Annotated in this window: 14 protein-coding genes, 2 tRNA genes, 1 pseudogene and 1 other annotated feature; of the genes and pseudogenes, 16 read left to right on the top strand and 1 reads right to left on the bottom strand. The window is 42.0% G+C overall.

Annotated features, from left to right (window positions below; translation table 11 throughout):
* Positions 1-11: 11 nt before the first annotated feature.
* From NQ503_RS06665 to NQ503_RS06715, 11 genes are all read left to right on the top strand, one after another.
* Entirely contained in the window at positions 12-1,226 is a 1,215-nt protein-coding gene (locus tag NQ503_RS06665; RefSeq protein ID WP_005425586.1) for a hypothetical protein, read from the top strand.
* Positions 1,223-3,364, top strand: coding sequence for a hypothetical protein (locus NQ503_RS06670; protein ID WP_005425587.1), 2,142 nt, complete (start codon positions 1,223-1,225; stop codon positions 3,362-3,364). Before NQ503_RS06665 ends, NQ503_RS06670 begins: the two co-directional genes overlap by 4 nt.
* Positions 3,365-3,439: 75 nt before the next feature.
* Positions 3,440-3,513, top strand: a tRNA-Pro gene (locus NQ503_RS06675).
* 82 nt (positions 3,514-3,595) lie between these two features.
* Positions 3,596-3,857 (top strand) — a binding site (T-box leader).
* 89 nt (positions 3,858-3,946) lie between these two features.
* The gene (locus NQ503_RS06680; protein WP_044925781.1) at positions 3,947-5,602 is read left to right on the top strand and encodes a 2-isopropylmalate synthase; all 1,656 of its coding nucleotides are present in this window, start codon (positions 3,947-3,949) and stop codon (positions 5,600-5,602) included.
* Positions 5,603-5,798: 196 nt separating this feature from the next.
* The gene (locus NQ503_RS06685; protein WP_005425593.1) at positions 5,799-6,617 is read left to right on the top strand and encodes an FAD binding domain-containing protein; all 819 of its coding nucleotides are present in this window, start codon (positions 5,799-5,801) and stop codon (positions 6,615-6,617) included.
* Positions 6,607-7,074: a (2Fe-2S)-binding protein gene (locus NQ503_RS06690; protein ID WP_005425595.1), complete on the top strand. Its 468-nt coding sequence runs from the start codon at positions 6,607-6,609 to the stop codon at positions 7,072-7,074. Before NQ503_RS06685 ends, NQ503_RS06690 begins: the two co-directional genes overlap by 11 nt.
* A 2-nt stretch (positions 7,075-7,076) precedes the next feature.
* Positions 7,077-9,386 carry a xanthine dehydrogenase family protein molybdopterin-binding subunit gene (locus tag NQ503_RS06695; RefSeq protein WP_005425601.1) on the top strand — a complete coding sequence of 770 codons (2,310 nt, stop codon included), beginning with the start codon at positions 7,077-7,079 and terminating at the stop codon, positions 9,384-9,386.
* Entirely contained in the window at positions 9,383-10,426 is a 1,044-nt protein-coding gene (locus tag NQ503_RS06700) for a DUF6077 domain-containing protein (RefSeq protein WP_173908424.1), read from the top strand. The genes NQ503_RS06695 and NQ503_RS06700 overlap by 4 nt, the downstream gene beginning before the upstream one ends.
* A 15-nt stretch (positions 10,427-10,441) precedes the next feature.
* Entirely contained in the window at positions 10,442-11,260 is an 819-nt protein-coding gene (locus tag NQ503_RS06705) for a hypothetical protein (protein ID WP_044925846.1), read from the top strand.
* Between the two features lie 120 nt (positions 11,261-11,380).
* Positions 11,381-11,452, top strand: a tRNA-Arg gene (locus NQ503_RS06710).
* A gap of 83 nt (positions 11,453-11,535) precedes the next feature.
* Entirely contained in the window at positions 11,536-12,456 is a 921-nt protein-coding gene (locus NQ503_RS06715) for an SH3 domain-containing protein (protein ID WP_227190622.1), read from the top strand.
* A 53-nt stretch (positions 12,457-12,509) separates the two neighbouring features.
* Here the strand turns inward: NQ503_RS06715 and NQ503_RS06720 are convergent, their stop codons facing one another.
* Positions 12,510-13,043: an N-acetylmuramoyl-L-alanine amidase family protein gene (locus tag NQ503_RS06720; RefSeq protein ID WP_005425970.1), complete on the bottom strand. Its 534-nt coding sequence runs from the start codon at positions 13,041-13,043 to the stop codon at positions 12,510-12,512.
* A 116-nt stretch (positions 13,044-13,159) separates the two neighbouring features.
* Here NQ503_RS06720 and NQ503_RS06725 point away from each other — a divergent pair.
* The 5 genes and pseudogenes from NQ503_RS06725 to NQ503_RS06745 form a co-directional block, all read left to right on the top strand.
* A pseudogene (locus NQ503_RS06725) lies at positions 13,160-13,834 on the top strand (pseudouridine synthase); the annotation flags it as partial.
* A gap of 91 nt (positions 13,835-13,925) precedes the next feature.
* Positions 13,926-15,884: an NAD-dependent DNA ligase LigA gene (gene ligA / locus NQ503_RS06730; RefSeq protein ID WP_118392999.1), complete on the top strand. Its 1,959-nt coding sequence runs from the start codon at positions 13,926-13,928 to the stop codon at positions 15,882-15,884.
* A gap of 112 nt (positions 15,885-15,996) precedes the next feature.
* Positions 15,997-16,938, top strand: coding sequence for a homoserine O-acetyltransferase MetA (gene metA, locus NQ503_RS06735; RefSeq protein WP_005422362.1), 942 nt, complete (start codon positions 15,997-15,999; stop codon positions 16,936-16,938).
* 161 nt (positions 16,939-17,099) lie between these two features.
* Positions 17,100-18,632 (top strand): Na+/H+ antiporter NhaC family protein, encoded by a 1,533-nt coding sequence (locus NQ503_RS06740; protein WP_044924862.1) that lies wholly within the window; start codon positions 17,100-17,102, stop codon positions 18,630-18,632.
* Positions 18,625-19,227 (top strand): C39 family peptidase, encoded by a 603-nt coding sequence (locus NQ503_RS06745; RefSeq protein WP_022388157.1) that lies wholly within the window; start codon positions 18,625-18,627, stop codon positions 19,225-19,227. The genes NQ503_RS06740 and NQ503_RS06745 overlap by 8 nt, the downstream gene beginning before the upstream one ends.
* The last annotated feature ends 25 nt before the right edge of the window (positions 19,228-19,252 follow it).

Consider the following 19,252-nt stretch of genomic DNA (forward strand, 5'->3'; position numbering starts at 1 on the left):
CAGGTGAAAATATGAGAAAATCAGTAAAAATCATAACAGGTTTTCTTTTGACGGCTATCCTTTCGGCAGCGGCGGTATTCGCATCTTTTTCGGACAGGCTTGATGTAGTGAATCATATTTCCGTGGGAGATGTCAGTATATCTATTTCGGAATATGCCAGGAAGGGAAAGGGCGAGGTAAAGTATACGCAGCCATCGGAGGTGGTTCCCGGTCAGACGATATCCAAAATACCGAGAATTAAAAACAATGCACTTCCCTGCTGGATCAGGGCCAGAATCACATATGCCGGGGAAAACGGAAAACTGGAACGCCTGAAAGATGAAAACATTGGAGGAATCTCAGGTGAATGGGTAAAACGTGGAGAATATTATTATTACACGAAAGTATTGAAAAAACAGGAGAGCACAGATCTGTTTCAGAATATTTCAATCCCAGATACCTGGACGGAAGAACATGCAAAACAGAAAATTGCAGTGGATATTCAGGCTGATGCGATTCAGGCTGCTAATTTCAAACCGGATTTCAGTGCAATGTCACCATGGGGAAATCAGGTGATACAGAAATGTGTGCATGAGCAGGATGGTACACTGACCTGTAAAAAAGGCAATACAAAATTATCTGTAGAATTTAATGGAAAAGCACACAAATTGATTGCTGTACCGGATGATTTTTTTACAAACCTGGAATCTGCCATGCCAGGAGATATACTGAAGGATGCTGTTCAGATTGCAAACACAACAGATCAGGAAGCCGAACTCTTTTTTCAGACGAATACGGATGGAAGATCAGAAGAACAGATGAATATGTTGAAAAAAGTTCGTTTTGAAATAAGTCAAAACAAAAAAATTCTTTATAAAGGAACTCTTGATGCTGCTGAACTTGCAAAGGCGAGATCTCTTGGAAAATTTAAAAGCGGGCAGAAAGGAAGGCTGGAGTTTCAGCTTGAAATTCCACGGGAATGGGATAATGCGTATGCATTGAAAAAAACAGATATCACATGGATATTTGCGGTAAAAGAAAATGAAAAAAAAGAATTCTCTTCTTATGAGAGTGTGGGCAGTGAGAGTGCTGGTGGAGCTGCACAAGAAAAAGATATAAAAACACGGAGAAAAAATCCCGTCAGGACAGGAGATGATTCTGAACCGTTGGTACTTCTCATTCTTCTTCTGGGTTCCGGAGCGATCACTTTGTGTATCAGATGCTTTAAAGGAGGAAACGAATCATGAAGAAAAAAATAGCGGGAATCATATTGGCTTCGGTGCTGACATTTTCTGCGATGGCAGGAGTTCAGGCATCTGCAGAAGACAGGCTGTGGGAAAACAGTATGGAGGCAGATGGTGTGGAAGATGATATTTCGCAAAACCAGACAGAAATGAAAGATGGTGATGATTCGACATCCGAAGACAACGAAGAAAATACAGAAAATGAAGGAATTGATTTGTCCGAAAGTGATACAGAAGCTGAGGAAGATCCATCAGAAGCAAAAGAAGAGACAGAAATTTCTTTTGAAGAAGAACAGGAGAACATAGATGCTGAAGTAGAAGAGAATCCAGAACAGGAGCTGGAACTGAATGCTGAAATGGGAGAAGAAGATCTTTTCATGGATAATGAAAAATCAATTGCTACATATGCAGGAAGTGGTATTCCCGTAGAATGGGTAGGACCAAATTACAAAATGCGACCGGAATATGCTTTTACCTATGCTTTTCGAAAAGGAGTTACACAGCTTTCTTATATAAGCAGAAAAAACGACAGCCTGAACAATAAAATACACAACTGGTTTGGAGACAATAAGGGATATACGACAGAATATTGTCAGAGTTTTTATGCCTGCGCAATTGGTAATACAAGTAATACGGATGCCATTACAGCAATCTATAGCAATGTAGGCGAGTATCAGGGACAGATCGTAGATCTGAAAGTGACCGTACCGGCCTGGGGAACCGTGAATAATGACCATGTTGGAAAAGATAAAACAAAGATTACACCATGTGTGCTGTTTTACAAAGACAGAATTGCATTTAATACCATTTCAGTTGGAACAGTAAGATTTCAGTTTGAATTCCTGAAGCATAATACAAGTGTGCAGATTTATCCCAAAGGACATATAACGGCAGTAGATCTGGACAGTGGGCAGGGAATCCGGACATATGACAGTTGGGGCGTTGATCATATATACCTCAGGAGTGGTTATGATTATCTGAGAACAACAGAGGGAACGACAGCAAATGGAAATGCATTTCGTGAGATACGTGGAAAAGCAGATGGAGGAAATATAACTACAGATGATGTGGAGGGCTGGTGTCAGCTGGACTTTAATGGTTCTTTTATTATCAACTGGCTGGCACAGGATTCATGGAAAAACAGTACAGGCGCGCAGAATGCATTTTACCTTTCAACGGGGCAGACGATTGGAAGCTATGAACCGAATCCGGGACCCGAAAAAAGGGTTGGAGATGAAAATGCTTCCTTTGATTCCATGGCAAGGCATACATTCACAGATAATGATCCGGCATATGAGATCACAGAGGGAAAAAACTTTGATTATGTGATCAGACAGCAGCTTCTTCCGGGAAATTACAGTTCTTTTGAATTAAAAGATGTTCTGGATTCCTGTCTGAAATATCGAAGTGCCAGCGTTATGACTGCACTGGGAAATGATGTGACTCGTTTTTTTTATATTGAAAATCGTTCCAATACGATTGTTTTTCGTGCTGATTCTAATTTCCTTAAAACAGACGAAGCATATAACAATGTGACGTATTATTTCAGGATAAAAGTGCAGGCAGGAAGCAACCAGGAAATTGATTCGCATAATCATTATCAGAGATCGAATGAGTTTTATGCGATTGAAAATACGGCATCGAGAACAATTGTTTCAGACAGGATGCAGGACACGCAGAATACAAATCAGTCGTGGGTAAAAGGAAATACAGTGCTTACTGATGGCGAGATCACTGTGACAAAAAGAATCAGAGAAGCAGATATCACGTGGGCACACGGAAACCCGGTATTTCGATTCAGAATAACGGGAAAAGATCAGTTGGGAGCAACACATGTTTATGAAAAATATGTGGAATTTAAACCTGGAAAATATGCAATGGCAGGAGAAGATGCAGTGATGAAATGTTCTTTTACCGGAATTCAGCCAGGCACATATACGGTCAGTGAGTTGCCGACATTGCGCTATCAGTTTGAGTATATTTTACCGGATACAGCCAATGTGACAGCTTCTGATAAAACAGGAATTGTTTCGATAAGCATGGCGCAGAGAAAAGCTGCGTTAACTTTTAAAAATAAGAAAACAAGGTATGATCGTTACAGTCATACAGATGTAGTTACAAATATAGTTCCGGTATCATGAGAGAGGGGCATCTGCCCTCTCTCAATCTAAAAAATAGTTGCAAAATAAAAAACGGATTGTTATAATAACATCCATCGGGGTATGGCGTAGCTTGGTAGCGCGCACGGCTGGGGGCCGTGAGGTCGCAGGTTCAAATCCTGTTGCCCCGATTGAACCAGAAAGACTGAGACAAAAATTCACTCTTGACAAGGAGCAGTGGACATGTTAGTCTTTAGTCATCGACAAAATATGCAAAATGCTTTGATGAGGAATAGTACATGAGGACCGGAGCACAGAGAGCTGTCGGGTGGTGTGAGACAGTAGAAAGAAGTCATGGAACTCGCCTTGGAGCATCTGTCCGAACTCCCGAATATCTGGAAAGTAGGCGCAGACGGTATCCACCGTTATATGGAGAGGATATAAGAATTATACAAAATATTCCGTATCCCATGAGTGTATGAACCGTTCATAAATAAGAGTGGTACCGCGAAGACAGATGTCTTTCGTCTCTTACAGTAGTCTGTAGAGATGAGAGATTTTTTTTTGTTCAGAAACAGAAAACATATAGAGAATTTATATGTTAGAGAAACAGGAGGAAAAAACATGAAAAACGTAACAAAATACCAGAGACAGTATTATATGCCGCCAATGAAATGTATGAAATGGGCAGAGAAGGAATATGTGGACAAAGCTCCGATCTGGTGCAGCGTAGACCTTCGTGACGGAAACCAGGCACTGGTCATTCCGATGAGTCTGGAACAGAAAATCGAGTTTTTCAAACTTCTTGTAAAAATCGGATTTAAAGAAATTGAGGTAGGTTTTCCGGCAGCTTCTGAAACAGAGTATACATTTGTACGTACACTGATCGAGCAGAATCTTATTCCGGATGATGTAACGATTCAGGTTCTGACACAGGCAAGAGAACACATTATCCGTAAGACTTTTGAGGCGGTCAAAGGTGCGCCGAAGGCAATCGTGCATGTCTATAATTCAACATCTGTAGCACAGCGTGAGCAGGTATTCAAAAAATCAAAAGAAGAGATCCTGAAAATTGCTGTCGATGGTGCCAAGCTTCTGAAAGAACTGGCTGATGAAACAGAGGGAAATTTCCAGTTTGAATACAGCCCGGAAAGTTTTACCGGAACAGAACCTGAATATGCACTGGAAGTATGTAATGCAGTTCTTGATGTATGGCAGCCAACACCGGAGAATAAGGCAATCATTAATCTGCCTGTAACTGTAGAACTGTCTATGCCACATGTGTATGCGAGTCAGATTGAATACATGAGTGAGAATATGAAATACCGTGAAAATGTAATTCTTTCTCAGCATCCACATAATGACCGTGGATGTGGCGTTGCAGATTCTGAACTTGGTCTGCTTGCTGGTGCAGACAGAGTAGAAGGTACGCTGTTTGGAAACGGAGAGCGTACAGGAAATGTGGATGTAGTGACACTTGCCATGAATATGTTTGCACAGGGAGTTGATCCGGAACTGGATTTCTCTGATATGCCACATATCTGTGAAGTATACGAAGCATGTACCGGAATGAAAGTGGATGAAAGAAGTCCATACAGTGGAGCATTGGTATTTGCGGCATTCTCAGGATCTCATCAGGATGCAATTGCAAAAGGAATGCACTGGAGAGATGAAAAAGATCCGAATCGCTGGACGGTACCATATCTGCCGATCGATCCGACTGATGTTGGAAGAAACTACGATGCAGATGTTATTCGTATCAACAGTCAGTCGGGTAAAGGTGGAGTTGGCTATATCCTGGAAACAAAATACGGCCTGAACCTGCCGCCTAAGATGCGTGAAGCTATGGGGTATGCAGCAAAAGCTGTTTCCGATCACTGTCATAAAGAACTCCATCCAGATGAAATCTTTAATCTGTTTAAATCTACATTTGAGAATGTTGTAGAACCATATAGTATCGATGAAGTGCATTTCCAACAGAAAGATGGAGGCATTACGACACAGGTAACATCTACCTTTAACGGAAAGACTATTACTACAGAGGCAACCGGAAACGGACGCCTGGATGCAGTCAGCAATGCACTGAAGAAAGCATACGAAATGAAATTTACACTGGTAACCTATCAGGAGCATGCACTCGAAAAGAGCAGTAGTTCCAAGGCAATCGCATATGTAGGTATCCAGAAACCGGACGGAACACTTTCCTGGGGTGCTGGCGTTGATCCGGATATCATTCGTGCATCCATTGATGCGTTGGTAACTGCAATCAACAACCGATAATCATAATCATAATCAGAACAGCCCTTTCCTTTTCAACAGTTAGTTGTAAAAACTGTTGGCAGGGACAGGGCTTTTTTATGCATGTTTCACAGAATAAATTGTTTCTATGGAAAAATGAAAAAATTTCTGCTAAAATTAGATAACGTATGCCTATACATATTGAAGTTTGGATGAGAAGAAAGGAATCGGTACACAGATGCTAAAGATTAAGAGCTATGTGAAAGTAAAAAGCATTGCAGAAGCGTATGAACTGAATCAGAAAAAAACAGCACTGGTTCTTGGCGGTATGGTCTGGCTGAAGATGGGAAATCGTAATATTTCTACAGCAATCGATCTTTCCGGCCTGGGGTTGGATACAGTGCAGGAAACAGATGATGAGTTTGTGATCGGCTGCATGACACCGTTGAGAGAACTTGAAATAAATAAGAGACTGAATGAGTATACACATGGAGCAGTCAGAGAAAGTCTGCGTCATATAGTTGGCGTACAGTTTCGAAACTGTGCAACAATTGGAGGAAGTATCTGGGGACGGTATGGATTCTCAGATGTACTGACAATGTTTCTGGCAATGGATACATGGGTGGAATTGTATGATGCAGGAAGAATTCCACTGACAGAATTTGTAAACCGCAAAAAAGATAATGATATTCTTGTGAATATCATTGTACGTAAACAGCCGTTGCTTGTCTGTTATATGAGTCAGCGAAATTCAAAGACGGATTTTCCGGTACTGACTTGTACGGCGTCGCTGATCGGTGAGGAAGCGAGAACTGTTATTGGCGCAAGACCAGCACGTGCGGTTGTTGTGGAAGATAAGGAAAGTATCCTTAAAAATTTCAAGCATATGACCAACAAACAGCGCAGAGAAGCGATTGAAAAGTTTGCTGAATATGCGGCAGAACATGTGACTACAGCAGGTAATATGCGGGCTTCCGCAGAATACAGGACTCTTCTGGTAAAGGTATTGATAAGAAGAACCTGGGAAGCAGTAGGAGGAATGAAGAATGAATATTAGTTTCTGGCTGAACGGAGTTTACCGACAGGAAGAAATTGAGCCTGGAATGTTGCTGATTGATTTTTTGAGAGAAAAAGGATGTTACAGCGTCAAAAGAGGCTGCGAAACTGCAAACTGTGGACTTTGTACAGTGCTGGTTGAAGACAGACCGATTCTTTCATGTTCCACATTGGCTGCTCGTATTGATGGAAAAAAAGTAGTGACGATGGAAGGAATGCAGAGAGAAGCACAGGAATTCGGGAGCTTTCTTGCAAATGAGGGCGCAGAACAGTGTGGCTTCTGTAATCCTGGATTTATTATGAATGTATTTGCCATGCTTCATGAGATCAAAGAGCCGACGGAAGAACAGATTAAGGAATATCTTGCCGGAAATCTGTGCAGATGTTCCGGGTTTGTTTCTCAGACAACAAGTATCCTCAAGTTTTTAAAATATAAAAAAGCACAGGAGGACGCATAAAAATGAAATATGTAAATCAGCCTGTACGTAAAACAGACGCAATGTCGCTGGTGACAGGAAAACCAGTTTATACGGATGATCTGGCACCAAAGGACTGCCTGATCGTTAAGATATTAAGAAGTCCGCATGCAAATGCATGGGTAGAAGAGATCAAGACCGGAAATGCAGAAAAAGTTGCAGGTATCGCATGTGTTCTTACTTATAAAGATGTTCCACAGAAGCGTTTTACTCTGGCAGGACAAACTGCACCGGAAATGAGCCCGGATGATCGCCTGATTCTGGATCGTCATGTTCGATTTATCGGAGATGCGGTTGCAATTGTAGCAGGAGAGACAGAAGATGCAGTAGACAAAGCATTAAAAAGAATTAAGGTACAATATCGAGTGGAAGCACCAGTATTGGATATGCATAAAGCAAAAGATAATCCGATTCTTGTACATCCGGAAGAAGACTGGAAACTAAAGATTCCGCTTGGTGGAGACCATAAGAGAAATCTGTGTGCAACTGCACTGGAAGAGCATGGAGATGTGGACAAGGTGCTCAGCGAATGCAAATACACAGTAGAACATACTTATCATACCAGAGCGAACCAGCAGACTATGATGGAAACCTTCCGTACAGCCTGTTATATGGATCATTTTGGAAGACTGATCGTACTTTCTTCTACGCAGATTCCTTTCCACGTAAGACGAATTGTTGGAAGAGCACTGGATATTCCGGCCTCCAAAGTGCGTGTTATCAAACCACGAATTGGTGGAGGATTTGGAGCAAAACAGACTTCCGTCAGTGAAATTTATCCGGCAATTGTTACATGGAAGACCGGTCGTCCGTCCAAGATGATCTTTTCCAGGTATGAATCTATGATCTGCTCTTCACCACGCCATGAAATGGAAATTACCGTGCGTGCAGGTGCAGATGAAAATGGTATCATTAGAGCAATTGATGTCTATACGTTGTCTAATACGGGGGCTTATGGTGAACACAGTTCTACTACAGTGGGACTGAGCGGACACAAATCAATTGGCCTTTACAGACACACAGAAGCTTATCGTTTTGCATTTGATGTTGTTTATACGAATGTGCAGGCAGCAGGGGCTTATCGTGGATATGGTGCAACGCAGGGAATTTTTGCTGTTGAATCTGCAGTAAATGAGCTGGCTCACAAAATGGGAATGGATCCGGTAAGAATCAAGGAATTAAACATGCCAGTTGAAGGTGGACCGCTTCCGGGTTATCCGGATGTACCTTATGCACAGAGTTGTACGATGGATAAATGTATGGCCAGAGCAAAAGAAATGATGGACTGGGATTCTAAGTATCCATTCCGTGATATGGGAAATGGTAAAGTCCGTGGAGTCGGAGTGGCAATGGCCATGCAGGGATCTTCTATTGCCGGTGTTGATGTTGGTGGTGCAGATATCAAATTGAACGAGGATGGTTCATATACTCTTGCACTTGGATGTACGGATATGGGAACTGGCTGTGATACGATCATGGCGCAGATCGCGGCTGACTGTCTGGAAACTCCGATGGAAAACATTGTTGTATTCAGTGTAGATACTGATATTTCACCATATGATTCAGGATCTTATGCATCCGCCACTACTTATACGACAGGTATGGCAGTCATGAAAGCCTGCAAAGAGCTTCGAGGTAAAATATGTGAAGTTGGTGCACAGATGTTGGGAACAGATGTAGATAAGGTTGCGTTTGACGGTTCGTATGTATTTGTGGATGAGGATGAGGAAGAAGAGAAAAAAGTTTCTCTGGAACAGGTGGCGTTGAAAGGCACTTTCTTTAATAATATTGAACTGCAGGTGGTCAAACAGCATTCTTCACCGTTGTCACCGCCGCCGTTTATGGTTGGCATGGCAGAAGTTGAGGTGGATACGGAGACAGGTGAGGTAGATGTGCTGGATTACGTGGCAGTTGTTGACTGTGGTACCCCAATCAATCCAAATCTGGCACGTGTACAGACAGAAGGTGGCATTGCGCAGGGAATCGGTATGGCCCTTTTTGAAGACGTACAGTATACCGATAAAGGAAAAATCCGAAATAACTCCTTTATGCAGTATAAGATTCCAACCAGAATGGACATCGGAAAGATTCGGGTGGATTTTGAAAGCAGTTATGAAGAGAGTGGGCCGTTTGGAGCAAAATCTATCGGAGAACTTGTGATCGATACACCATGTCCGGCGCTTGCAGAAGCTATTTATAATGCAACCGGAGTACGGGTTCGAGAACTTCCGATCACACCTGAAAAAATAGCGATGGGAATTTTGAAAAAGAAAGGAACAGACGAAAATTCATGACAAATATGATAATGGGAACCCTGCTGGCGGTGGGATATCTTGTTATGTTCTGGCTGTTTGGAGCACTGGTCCCAGAAAAGTTCCAGTCAGGGAAATTTCCGGTTATGTGTATTAACGGATTTTTGCTTTATTATACGCTGTTTGAGATTGTGGCATTTCCAATGAAATATCTGTGCTGTTCGCTGAAGCAGCTGACGGTAATCTGGGGATGCCTGCTGATCCTTCTCGTTCTCTTTGTAATATGGAAAAGACGGAGAGTTCTGGCAGACAGTGTCAGGACAATACCGGGCAGTATGCAAAAGAATATATCCGTGCTTATTCTGTTGCTGGTAGCAGTAGGACTCGCAGTGTTGCTTGGATTTAATATCAATACACTGTCAACTTATGATTCAAACAATTATATTGGACTGCCGGTGGCATCTGTGTATTCTAATACACTGGACAGAGTGGCACCTTATTCGGGAGTCCTGTTGAAGGCACCGGAGCAGTTCTATATTATGAATACAGATACGCTGCAGAGTGCAATTGTTTATCAGGTACTGAATATTCATCCACTTATGGAACGTAAATGGAGCTTTACGATTGCGATGGTGATTCTTTTTGAGATGGGACTGTATCAGTGTGCGAATGGATTTTTTAAGAAAAAGGAAGCAGAAAAAACAGTGTTTGTGATACTGGCAGATCTGGTGCTTTTGTTTTCGTACAGTCTTGGTGGGGTTTCTCAGTATTTTGCATATCGAACCTATGAAGGAAAAGCAATCATTGCATATCTGTATATGACTGTGATTTTTGGATTCTGTCTGGCAATATACAGAAAGGAGACGAGTCTGTGGCCATGGTGCGGACTGTTTCTGTGTGGAACAGGTGGAATTGCGTTCAGTAATTCTGCGCTGTTTATTGTGCCATGCATGATCGGAGCTACATTATTTCCGTATGTTTTATGTGATGGAATACTGAAAAGACAGTGGCATCTGCTGAAAAGATATATAATTGTGTTGTTGCCGTCAATATTTTGGATGCTGCTCAGCCATTTGGTATAAAAGGAGGAAGAATGATTGGAAAATTTAAATGAAACAATACAATTTCTGATACAGTCCCTCCAGACCTATACGGGAAACAATCCGATTTGGATCCTTTATCCGGTGGCGCTGATCCTAATCTGGTTTCTTGGAAAAAAAGAAGATCGAAAATTATTTATCGGTGTTTTTGTAACAGAATGCCTTACGATCTTTAATCCGTTTGTCGTGAAAGTCCTTCTGGATGTATTTGGATTTGGAACACGTTTTGTCAGATTTCTGTGGATCATTGTCTTCTTTATTACAATAGGTTATGCTCTGACTTTACTTATTTTTGCATCTGCAAAAACAGGGGTACGGATCCTGACAGGTGGAATCTGTCTTGCGCTGATCGTAACACTGGGAATTCCTGTTTTCAGGGGAACAGAGGATTTTCCATATAAAAAGGCAACCAATGCGTATTTTGTTGGACAGGAGATTCTGGATCTTTCCAGTATTATACACAGTGAAGGAATTGAGCAGCCAAGAATACTGAGCGATGGACTGCTTCTTGTTTACAGACAGTATGATCCAGATGTGAGATCTTATGTGAGTCGTCGTATACTTCAGAAGATTGAAAAAACTTCCGAAGAAAAATTTATGAAGAAGAAAAAGATTAAAGATTGGATGAAAAAGATTGTAGCAGTCTATTATTATCATGATTATTCTCTTCCGGCGGAAGAGTTTCAGAGCCTGGTCAGAGGAAGTAAAGTGGACTATATTATATCCACAACGCGGGAGCTGGATGAATATCTGTCGGGGACGACTATGTATGTACTTGGACAGACCGAAAACTACCGTGTCTGGAAAGTAGTATAAATAGTAGTATTAAAACAAGATGCATATATCTGAATTAATAGTTGAAAAAGTAGGAATAATTCAAAAACTTTACAAATACTCAAATATGTGCTATATTATAAAAAGCTTTAGTAAAAGCTTGCACCTGTAGCTCAGTGGATAGAGCAGTGGTTTCCGGTACCATGTGCGGGGGTTCGATTCCCTTCAGGTGTGTTGCACGAGGTAATGGGTCTGCCTCGGTGCGTTGTAAGTTACTGTGAACAAAGTGAACAGTAATAATTAAGGAGGACAAGAACTTGGATAATTTCAGGGAATGGTTATCAGATAACCTTCGCTATTTTATGCTTGGCGGAGTGATTTTGATAATCGTAGCTGTATTGTTCTTTAGCATACGTGCTTGCACCGGAAGTGGAAAGGGGACTTCGGATGGAGAACAAACTACAGCACAGGACAACAGCCAGGGAAATGATCCTTCTTCTCCGGAAGATGATGGGGAGACAAACGACGGGAAGAAAGAAGAAGACACGAATCCCTTGGAGGATGGCAGTGAAGAAGTTACTGCACTTATGAACAGCTACTACAAGGCTTTAGGGGAAAAAGATATTACGACATTAAGAACACTGGTAAATAATCTGACACCTTCTGATGAATCCAGAATCACAAATGCAAAGGATTATATTGAAGGATATCAAGTCAGCAAAGTGTATATGAAGAAAGGGATGGACGACAATTCGTATGTTGTATATACGAAAGGAAGTTTCATCTGTAAGGGGATTGATACACCGGCACCGTCTCTTTGGAGTTCTTATGTTGTAAAAGACAGCGATGGTACCTATAGAATTTTGGGTGACCTTGAACAGAACACAACAGTTTCCACTTATATGGATTCGCTGAAATCTGATGAAGATGTAAAGAAGCTTACAGCTGAGGTGCAGGCAGAATATGAGCAGGCACAGAAGGATGATACAGCTCTTGCACAGTTCCTTGACGGACTGGGTGAAGAAGCAGATACTTCTTCTTCTGAGACGAGTGCAGACGGCACAATGCTGACAGTTACAGAAGGGTGTAATGTCAGAGCTGAAGCAAATAGTGACAGTGAAATTATTGGTGGTCTTGACGAAGGGGATCAGGTTCAGAAAATGGGACAGGAAGGTGACTGGATCCAGATTGAATATGATGGTCAGACCGGATATGTATACAGTGGATTGCTTCAGTAAAATATTTAGACAGAATAAAAGACACGGGATGGATCCTGTGTCTTTTTCAATGTTTATTTTTTTAGAGAACCGTCTGCCTGTAGTTCATAATTTTGATCATCTACTGTGATCGTTCCGGTCTGCATGATGCCATCCAGATCCATGTAATAACGTTTGCCATTATCATCCACCCATCCGGTCTGCATGATACCATCTTTATCAAAGAAATAATGTTTGCCGTCAGTATCGATCAGCCAGCCTGTGTAAGGAACACCGTCAACCATAAACATCCAGTTGCTACCGCTTGAAGTCCAGACTCCAAGGCTTGCCTCCGGGGATGTCTCATCTTGTGATATGGATTCAGAAGGAGAGACAGAAGGCTCGACCGTAATGGTCGGTGTAGCAGAAATGCTGACGTTTGCCTTTGGTTTCTGGGTAAGAACAGGCGTTGGTGTGACCTTGGATTTTTTTATTACAGAGGAATGTCTGGCAGGAATTTTGTAATTCGCATCAAAAGAAGTTCGACGGAATAAAAATCCTGCAGACAGACACAATAAAATCGCAATCAGAAGCAGCAGGGGATTCAGGTGTCGTTTCTTATCAGACATAATTTCCCTCCTTTGTGTATCTGAAATGATAAAACAATAATTTTATCATACAATATGTGGTAAAAAAAAACAAGGTCTCGGTTGCGGACAAAAAGAAAAAACTATATAATAGAATAATGGACGAAAAAAGGATAACAACAGATCAGACTACAATAAGAATAAATAAATACCTGAGTGCGGCAGGAGTATGTTCAAGAAGAGAAGCAGACCAGCTGACAGATGCCGGACGGGTTACGGTTGCAGGAAAAGAAATCGGTACTGGAGAAAGGATTCCAGCAGATGCCGAGGTTTTTTTGGATGGCAGACCGGTGAAGGCAGAGACCAGGCAGGTACTTCTGCTTTTTTATAAGCCAAGGGGTATTGTGTGCAGTACAAAAAAGCAGCGACAGGAAACGACAGTAACAGAGTTCCTGGATTATCCGGTGAGAGTATATCCGGTAGGACGTCTGGACAAAGATTCAGAGGGACTGCTTTTACTGACGAATCAGGGTGACTTGGTTAATCGTATCATGCGTGCAGGTAACTACCATGAGAAAGAATATGAAGTAACCGTGGACAAAAAGATTACAGAAACTTTTATCAGAAAGATGAGCAGTGGTGTCCCGATTCTGGGGACTGTGACACGACCATGTACGGTATATAAGACCGGTGATAAAAGCTTTTCTATCATATTAACACAGGGATTGAATCGCCAGATCAGAAGAATGTGTGAATATCTGGGATATCATGTATGTACATTGAAACGTATCCGTATCATGAATCTTACACTGGACGGCCTGAAATGTGGAGAATATCGGGAAATATGTGGAGATGAATGGAAGAAACTGAATGAACTGATACGGGATTCTTCCAGTGAGACAGTAATCAGAACAGGAGGACAGCATGGAAAGATCAGCGGCAGAACAAATAAAAGAACTGGTGCAGAAGCTGAACGAAGCGGCAAAGGCATACTATCAGGAAGACCGGGAGATCATGAGCAACAGAGAGTACGACGCACTGTACGATCAACTGGAAAAAATGGAAAAAGAAACAGGAATCGTTCTGGCAGACAGCCCAACTGTTAATGTGGGGTATGAGGCAGTCGATGTACTGCCAAAGGAAACGCATGAGTCTCCAATGCTTTCGTTGGATAAGACTAAGGACAGAGACGTTTTAAGAGCGTTTATCGGGACACATCCAACCTTGCTTTCCTGGAAGATGGATGGGCTTACGATCGTTCTCACATATGAAAATGGAGAATTGCTTAAAGCCGTTACCAGAGGAAATGGTACCGTGGGAGAGGTAATTACAAATAATGCAAAAGTATTTAAGAACATTCCGCTGAAAATTGCGTACCGGGGCAGACTGGTCCTGAGAGGGGAAGCCATCATTACTTATTCTGATTTTGAAAAGATCAATGATACGATCGAAGATGTAGATGCAAAGTACAAAAATCCTCGAAATCTCTGCAGTGGTTCGGTTCGACAGCTGAATAATCAGATCACGGCAGAAAGAAATGTACGCTTTTATGCATTTGCTCTGGTTTCTGCACAGGATGTAGATATGCATAATTCCAGAAAATATCAGATGGAATGGCTTAGAAGACAGGGATTTGAAGTAGTAGAATATCGTATGGTCACAGGAGAGAATCTGGACGAAGCAATGGATTACTTTGCACATGCGATCGAGAAAAATGATTTTCCATCAGATGGGCTCGTTGCATTATATGATGATATTGCCTATGGAGAATCACTCGGAAGTACTGCGAAATTTCCCCGGAATGCGTTTGCTTTTAAATGGGCCGATGAAGTGAGGGAGACGACACTTCGTGAAATTGAATGGAGTCCTTCAAGGACAGGTCTCATTAATCCGGTTGCCGTATTTGATCCGGTCGAACTGGAGGGAACGACAGTCAGCCGTGCCAGCGTGCATAATGTGAGTATTGTGAAAGATCTGCAGCTGGGAATTGGGGATACGATCCAGGTATATAAAGCAAATATGATCATTCCACAGATTGCTGAGAATCTGACACGAAGTAGTAATCTGGAAATACCGGAAATCTGTCCGGCGTGTGGTCAGGAAGCCAGAGTGATCAGGGAAAATGATGTAGAGGCACTTTACTGTATGAATCCGGACTGTGCGGCAAAAAAGATCAAGGCATTTACTTTGTTTGTAAGCAGAGATGCCATGAATATTGACGGACTGTCAGAGGCAACGCTGGAAAAATTTATTGCAAAAGGTTTTATACACAACTTCGGAGATATCTTTGAGATAGAAAAGTTTCGTGATGAGATCGTAACGATGGAAGGCTTTGGAGAAAAGTCCTATGAAAATCTGATGAATAGCATTGAGAAGGCAGAAGAAACAACACTTGCAAAAGTAATCTACAGTCTTGGAATCGCAAATATCGGACTTTCCAATGCAAAAGTAATCTGTCGGCATTTTGATGATGATCTGGACAAGATCCGTTCAGCAGATGAAGAAGAAATCAGTGCGATCGATGGAATCGGACCGGTCATAGCAAAGAGTCTGACAAAGTATTTCAGTAATCCGGAGAATAATCAAAAAGTAGATCATCTGCTGAAATATCTTCATATTAATAAGGAAGAAATTTCCGGTGAGCAGATCTTTGCAGGAATGAACTTTGTCATTACCGGAAGTCTGGAACATTTCAGTAACAGAGGAGAAGCCAAAAATCTGATCGAATCACTGGGCGGCAAAGTAACCGGTTCGGTGACGGGTAAGACAAATTATCTGATCAATAATGATGTGACTTCGAATTCATCAAAAAATAAAAAAGCCCGGGAACTTGGAATTCCGATTCTGTCAGAGGAAGATTTCCTGAAACTGGCAGAAAGATAAAAGATTATATCAGATATGAGATGACTCCACCTCTGCAGGTGGTGAGCAACAAAATTATATCAGTGGCGGGATTCTTGAAAAATTTGTAATTGGACAAAAGGAGGAACAGAAAATGCCGATTAAGATACAGGGAGATTTACCGGTAAAAGAAATTCTTGAAAGAGAAAATATATTTGTCATGGATGAGGGAAGAGCGGTACACCAGGACATTCGCCCACTTCAGATTCTGATCCTGAATCTGATGCCTCTGAAAGAAGAAACAGAACTGCAGCTTCTGCGGTCTCTGTCAAACACACCATTACAGGTGGACGTGACTTTTATGGCAGTTGAGAGCCATCAGGCAAAAAATACGTCTGCCAATCATCTGAATAAATTTTATCAGACTTTTTCGGAACTCAAAGATATGAAGTTTGATGGAATGATCGTGACAGGAGCACCGGTAGAACAGATGGAGTTTGAAGAAGTGGATTACTGGAACGAGCTGACAGAGATCATGGACTGGACAGAAAGTCATGTGACATCTACGATTTTTCTGTGCTGGGCTGCACAGGCAAGTCTGTATCATTTTTACGGACTTCAGAAACGTCAGCTCGATCACAAAATGTTTGGTCTCTTCTGGCACAAAGTTCTGAATCGTAAGATCCCGCTGGTCAGAGGATTTGATGATGCTTTTCTTGCACCACATTCCAGACATACAGAGGTTCCAATCGAAGATATCCGTGCATGTAAAGATATCACGATTCTTGCAGAATCTGAGGAGGCGGGGCTTTTTCTTGCAATGGCGCAGGGGGGACGTAAGATTTTTGTCATGGGACATCCGGAATATGACCGTGTGACACTGGATGGAGAATATAAGAGAGATGTAGGAAAGGGACTTCAAATCGATCTTCCGAAGAATTATTACAAAGATAATGATCCGGAAAACAGACCGCTGCTTCTCTGGAGAGCTCATGCCAATAATCTGTATACAAACTGGCTGAATTATTACGTATACCAGAGTACTCCGTTCGACCTGATGGGAACACCGGATTTTGGCAGTATTTCGTTTGAGTAAAAAGGCCGAGTAGTTTGATGGATTAAAGAATATTATAAAGAAAGTGCGAAACCTGGAGAATATTTCCACCGGGCTTCTCACTTTTTTGGTGTACAGGACAAATATGGTAGTGTATAATAGATTTAAAGCATTGAAAATATAATATGCAGGGGGAAAATGAAATGGATGGTTCGATGTTTATCGGAACATGGTGGTCACTGGTACCGCCATTGCTGGCAATCGTGCTGGCATTAGTAACCAAGGAAGTGTACAGTTCGCTTTTTATCGGGGTGGCAGCAGGGGCACTGCTGTATACCGGCTTTCATCCGTGGAATGCATTTGTGGCATTCTTTGATATCATGAAGAACAGTATGAATCTGAATATTTTGATCTTTGATGTACTGCTTGGAATGATCATCGTCCTGATGTCAAAATCAGGCGGATCGGCAGCTTATGGCAAATGGGCGGGAAGTAAGATCAAGAGTAAGAAAAGTGCAATGCTGGCAACGACAGGTCTTGGCGTACTGATCTTTGTGGATGATTATTTTAACTGCCTGACAGTTGGTTCTGTTATGAGACCTGTCACAGACCGTTACAAGGTATCCAGAGCCAAACTGGCATATATTATTGATGCAACAGCTGCACCGGTATGTATTATCGCACCGATTTCCAGCTGGGCGGCAGCTGTCAATTCTTATGTGCCGGATGATGCTGGTATTACAGGATTTCAGCTGTTCCTGTCAACGATTCCGTATAATCTGTATGCGATCCTGACACTTGTGATGGTAGTTTTCATCATCATGACCGGACTGGATTTTGGTCTGATGAAGGTACATGAACGCAATGCGGCCAGAGGAGATCTTTTTACTTCAGGTGGAGAGGAATTTGATCAGGTTAAAGACGAAGAAATCTCAGCAAATGGAAAAGTCATCGATCTTGTGCTGCCGGTACTGGTACTTATCGTATCTGCAATCGGGGCAATGATCTATACAGGATTCCTTGGTGGAGCAACAGATATCGTGACTGCTTTTTCTGGTTGCGATGCAGAGACCAGCTTGATCTTTGCTACGATGATCACGGTATTTTTTATGCTGATTCTTTATCTTCCACGCAAAGTGGTTACCTTTAAGGGATTTATGGACAGCTTTGTAGAGGGATTCAAGATGATGATTCCTGCAATTGCAATTCTGATCTTTGCATGGTCACTGAAAGGCATGGGCGATGCACTGGAAATCAGTACTTTTGTCAAAAATATCGTTGGAAGTAATGCATCTGCAAGTGTGATCCTTCCGGCAATCTTGTTTGTAGTTGCTGTGTTCCTTTCTTTTTCAACAGGAACAAGCTGGGGAACTTTTGCAATCCTGGTTCCGATCGCGATCGCAATGTTCCCGGGTTCTGAAAATCTTCAGATGATGATCATTTCTGTATCAGCAGTTCTGGCAGGAGCAGTCTGTGGTGACCATGTTTCTCCGATTTCTGATACTACAGTTATGTCTTCAGCAGGGGCACAGTCAAATCATATCAATCACGTAACTACGCAGATGCAGTATGCAGCAGTAGTTGCAGTGATCTCCTTTATCGGGTATATCATTGCCGGATTTGTACATATCTGGTGGGTGGTTCTTGGAATCAGCCTGATCCTGCTTCTGCTTACGCTTACAGTGATCAAAAAAATCACATCTTCCAAAGAAGAGGAGACAAAAGCAAGTGCGTAAGATTCAGGTACCATATATTGACCAGAGCATAAAATATCCAACTGGATGCGAGAGCGTTTCGGCAGTTATGTTATTGAAGTATCTTGGCTATGAGATTACGGTAGATGAGTTTATTCAGAACTGTCTTGAGTGCCGGGAGATGGAAATACGGGATGGTGTTCTGTATGGTCCGGATCCGAATAAATTTTTCTGTGGAAATCCTTATGATGAAGAATCTTATGGGATTTATGCGAGAGGACTTCAGAAAGCGCTTGCAAAAGCCGCAGGGGATCATTATGAATTTCTGGATGAGACGGGAACATCGACAGAGACACTTCTGAAAAAGTATATCGATCAGGATATGCCGGTGGTATTCTGGGCATGTATCAACATGCGTAAGGAAATTCCGGGACCGGAGTGGAAACTTCTGGATACAGGAGAACGATTTTGCTGGACCTCGAACGAACATTGTATGCTGCTGGTGGGATATGATGAAGAAAAGTATTATTTTAATGATCCATATGATAACAACGGAGTAGTTGGATATCCAAGAACACTGGTTGAAAAAAGACATGCTGCGCAGCACAGTATGGCGCTTGGTGTCTTGAAAAGATGATTTTGTACCAAAAAGTGTCAGGATT

It is taken from the genome of Blautia obeum ATCC 29174, assembly GCF_025147765.1.
Classification (GTDB): domain Bacteria; phylum Bacillota; class Clostridia; order Lachnospirales; family Lachnospiraceae; genus Blautia_A; species Blautia_A obeum.

Excerpts from the sequence above, each read along its gene's own strand:
- NQ503_RS06665 (WP_005425586.1), top strand. The coding sequence starts at position 12 with ATGAGAAAATCAGTAAAAATCATAACAGGTTTTCTTTTGACGGCTATC.
- NQ503_RS06670 (WP_005425587.1), top strand. The coding sequence starts at position 1,223 with ATGAAGAAAAAAATAGCGGGAATCATATTGGCTTCGGTGCTGACATTT.
- NQ503_RS06680 (WP_044925781.1), top strand. The coding sequence starts at position 3,947 with ATGAAAAACGTAACAAAATACCAGAGACAGTATTATATGCCGCCAATG.
- NQ503_RS06685 (WP_005425593.1), top strand. The coding sequence starts at position 5,799 with ATGCTAAAGATTAAGAGCTATGTGAAAGTAAAAAGCATTGCAGAAGCG.
- NQ503_RS06690 (WP_005425595.1), top strand. The coding sequence starts at position 6,607 with ATGAATATTAGTTTCTGGCTGAACGGAGTTTACCGACAGGAAGAAATT.
- NQ503_RS06695 (WP_005425601.1), top strand. The coding sequence starts at position 7,077 with ATGAAATATGTAAATCAGCCTGTACGTAAAACAGACGCAATGTCGCTG.
- NQ503_RS06700 (WP_173908424.1), top strand. The coding sequence starts at position 9,383 with ATGACAAATATGATAATGGGAACCCTGCTGGCGGTGGGATATCTTGTT.
- NQ503_RS06720 (WP_005425970.1), bottom strand. The coding sequence starts at position 13,043 with ATGTCTGATAAGAAACGACACCTGAATCCCCTGCTGCTTCTGATTGCG.
- ligA (WP_118392999.1), top strand. The coding sequence starts at position 13,926 with ATGGAAAGATCAGCGGCAGAACAAATAAAAGAACTGGTGCAGAAGCTG.
- metA (WP_005422362.1), top strand. The coding sequence starts at position 15,997 with ATGCCGATTAAGATACAGGGAGATTTACCGGTAAAAGAAATTCTTGAA.
- NQ503_RS06740 (WP_044924862.1), top strand. The coding sequence starts at position 17,100 with ATGGATGGTTCGATGTTTATCGGAACATGGTGGTCACTGGTACCGCCA.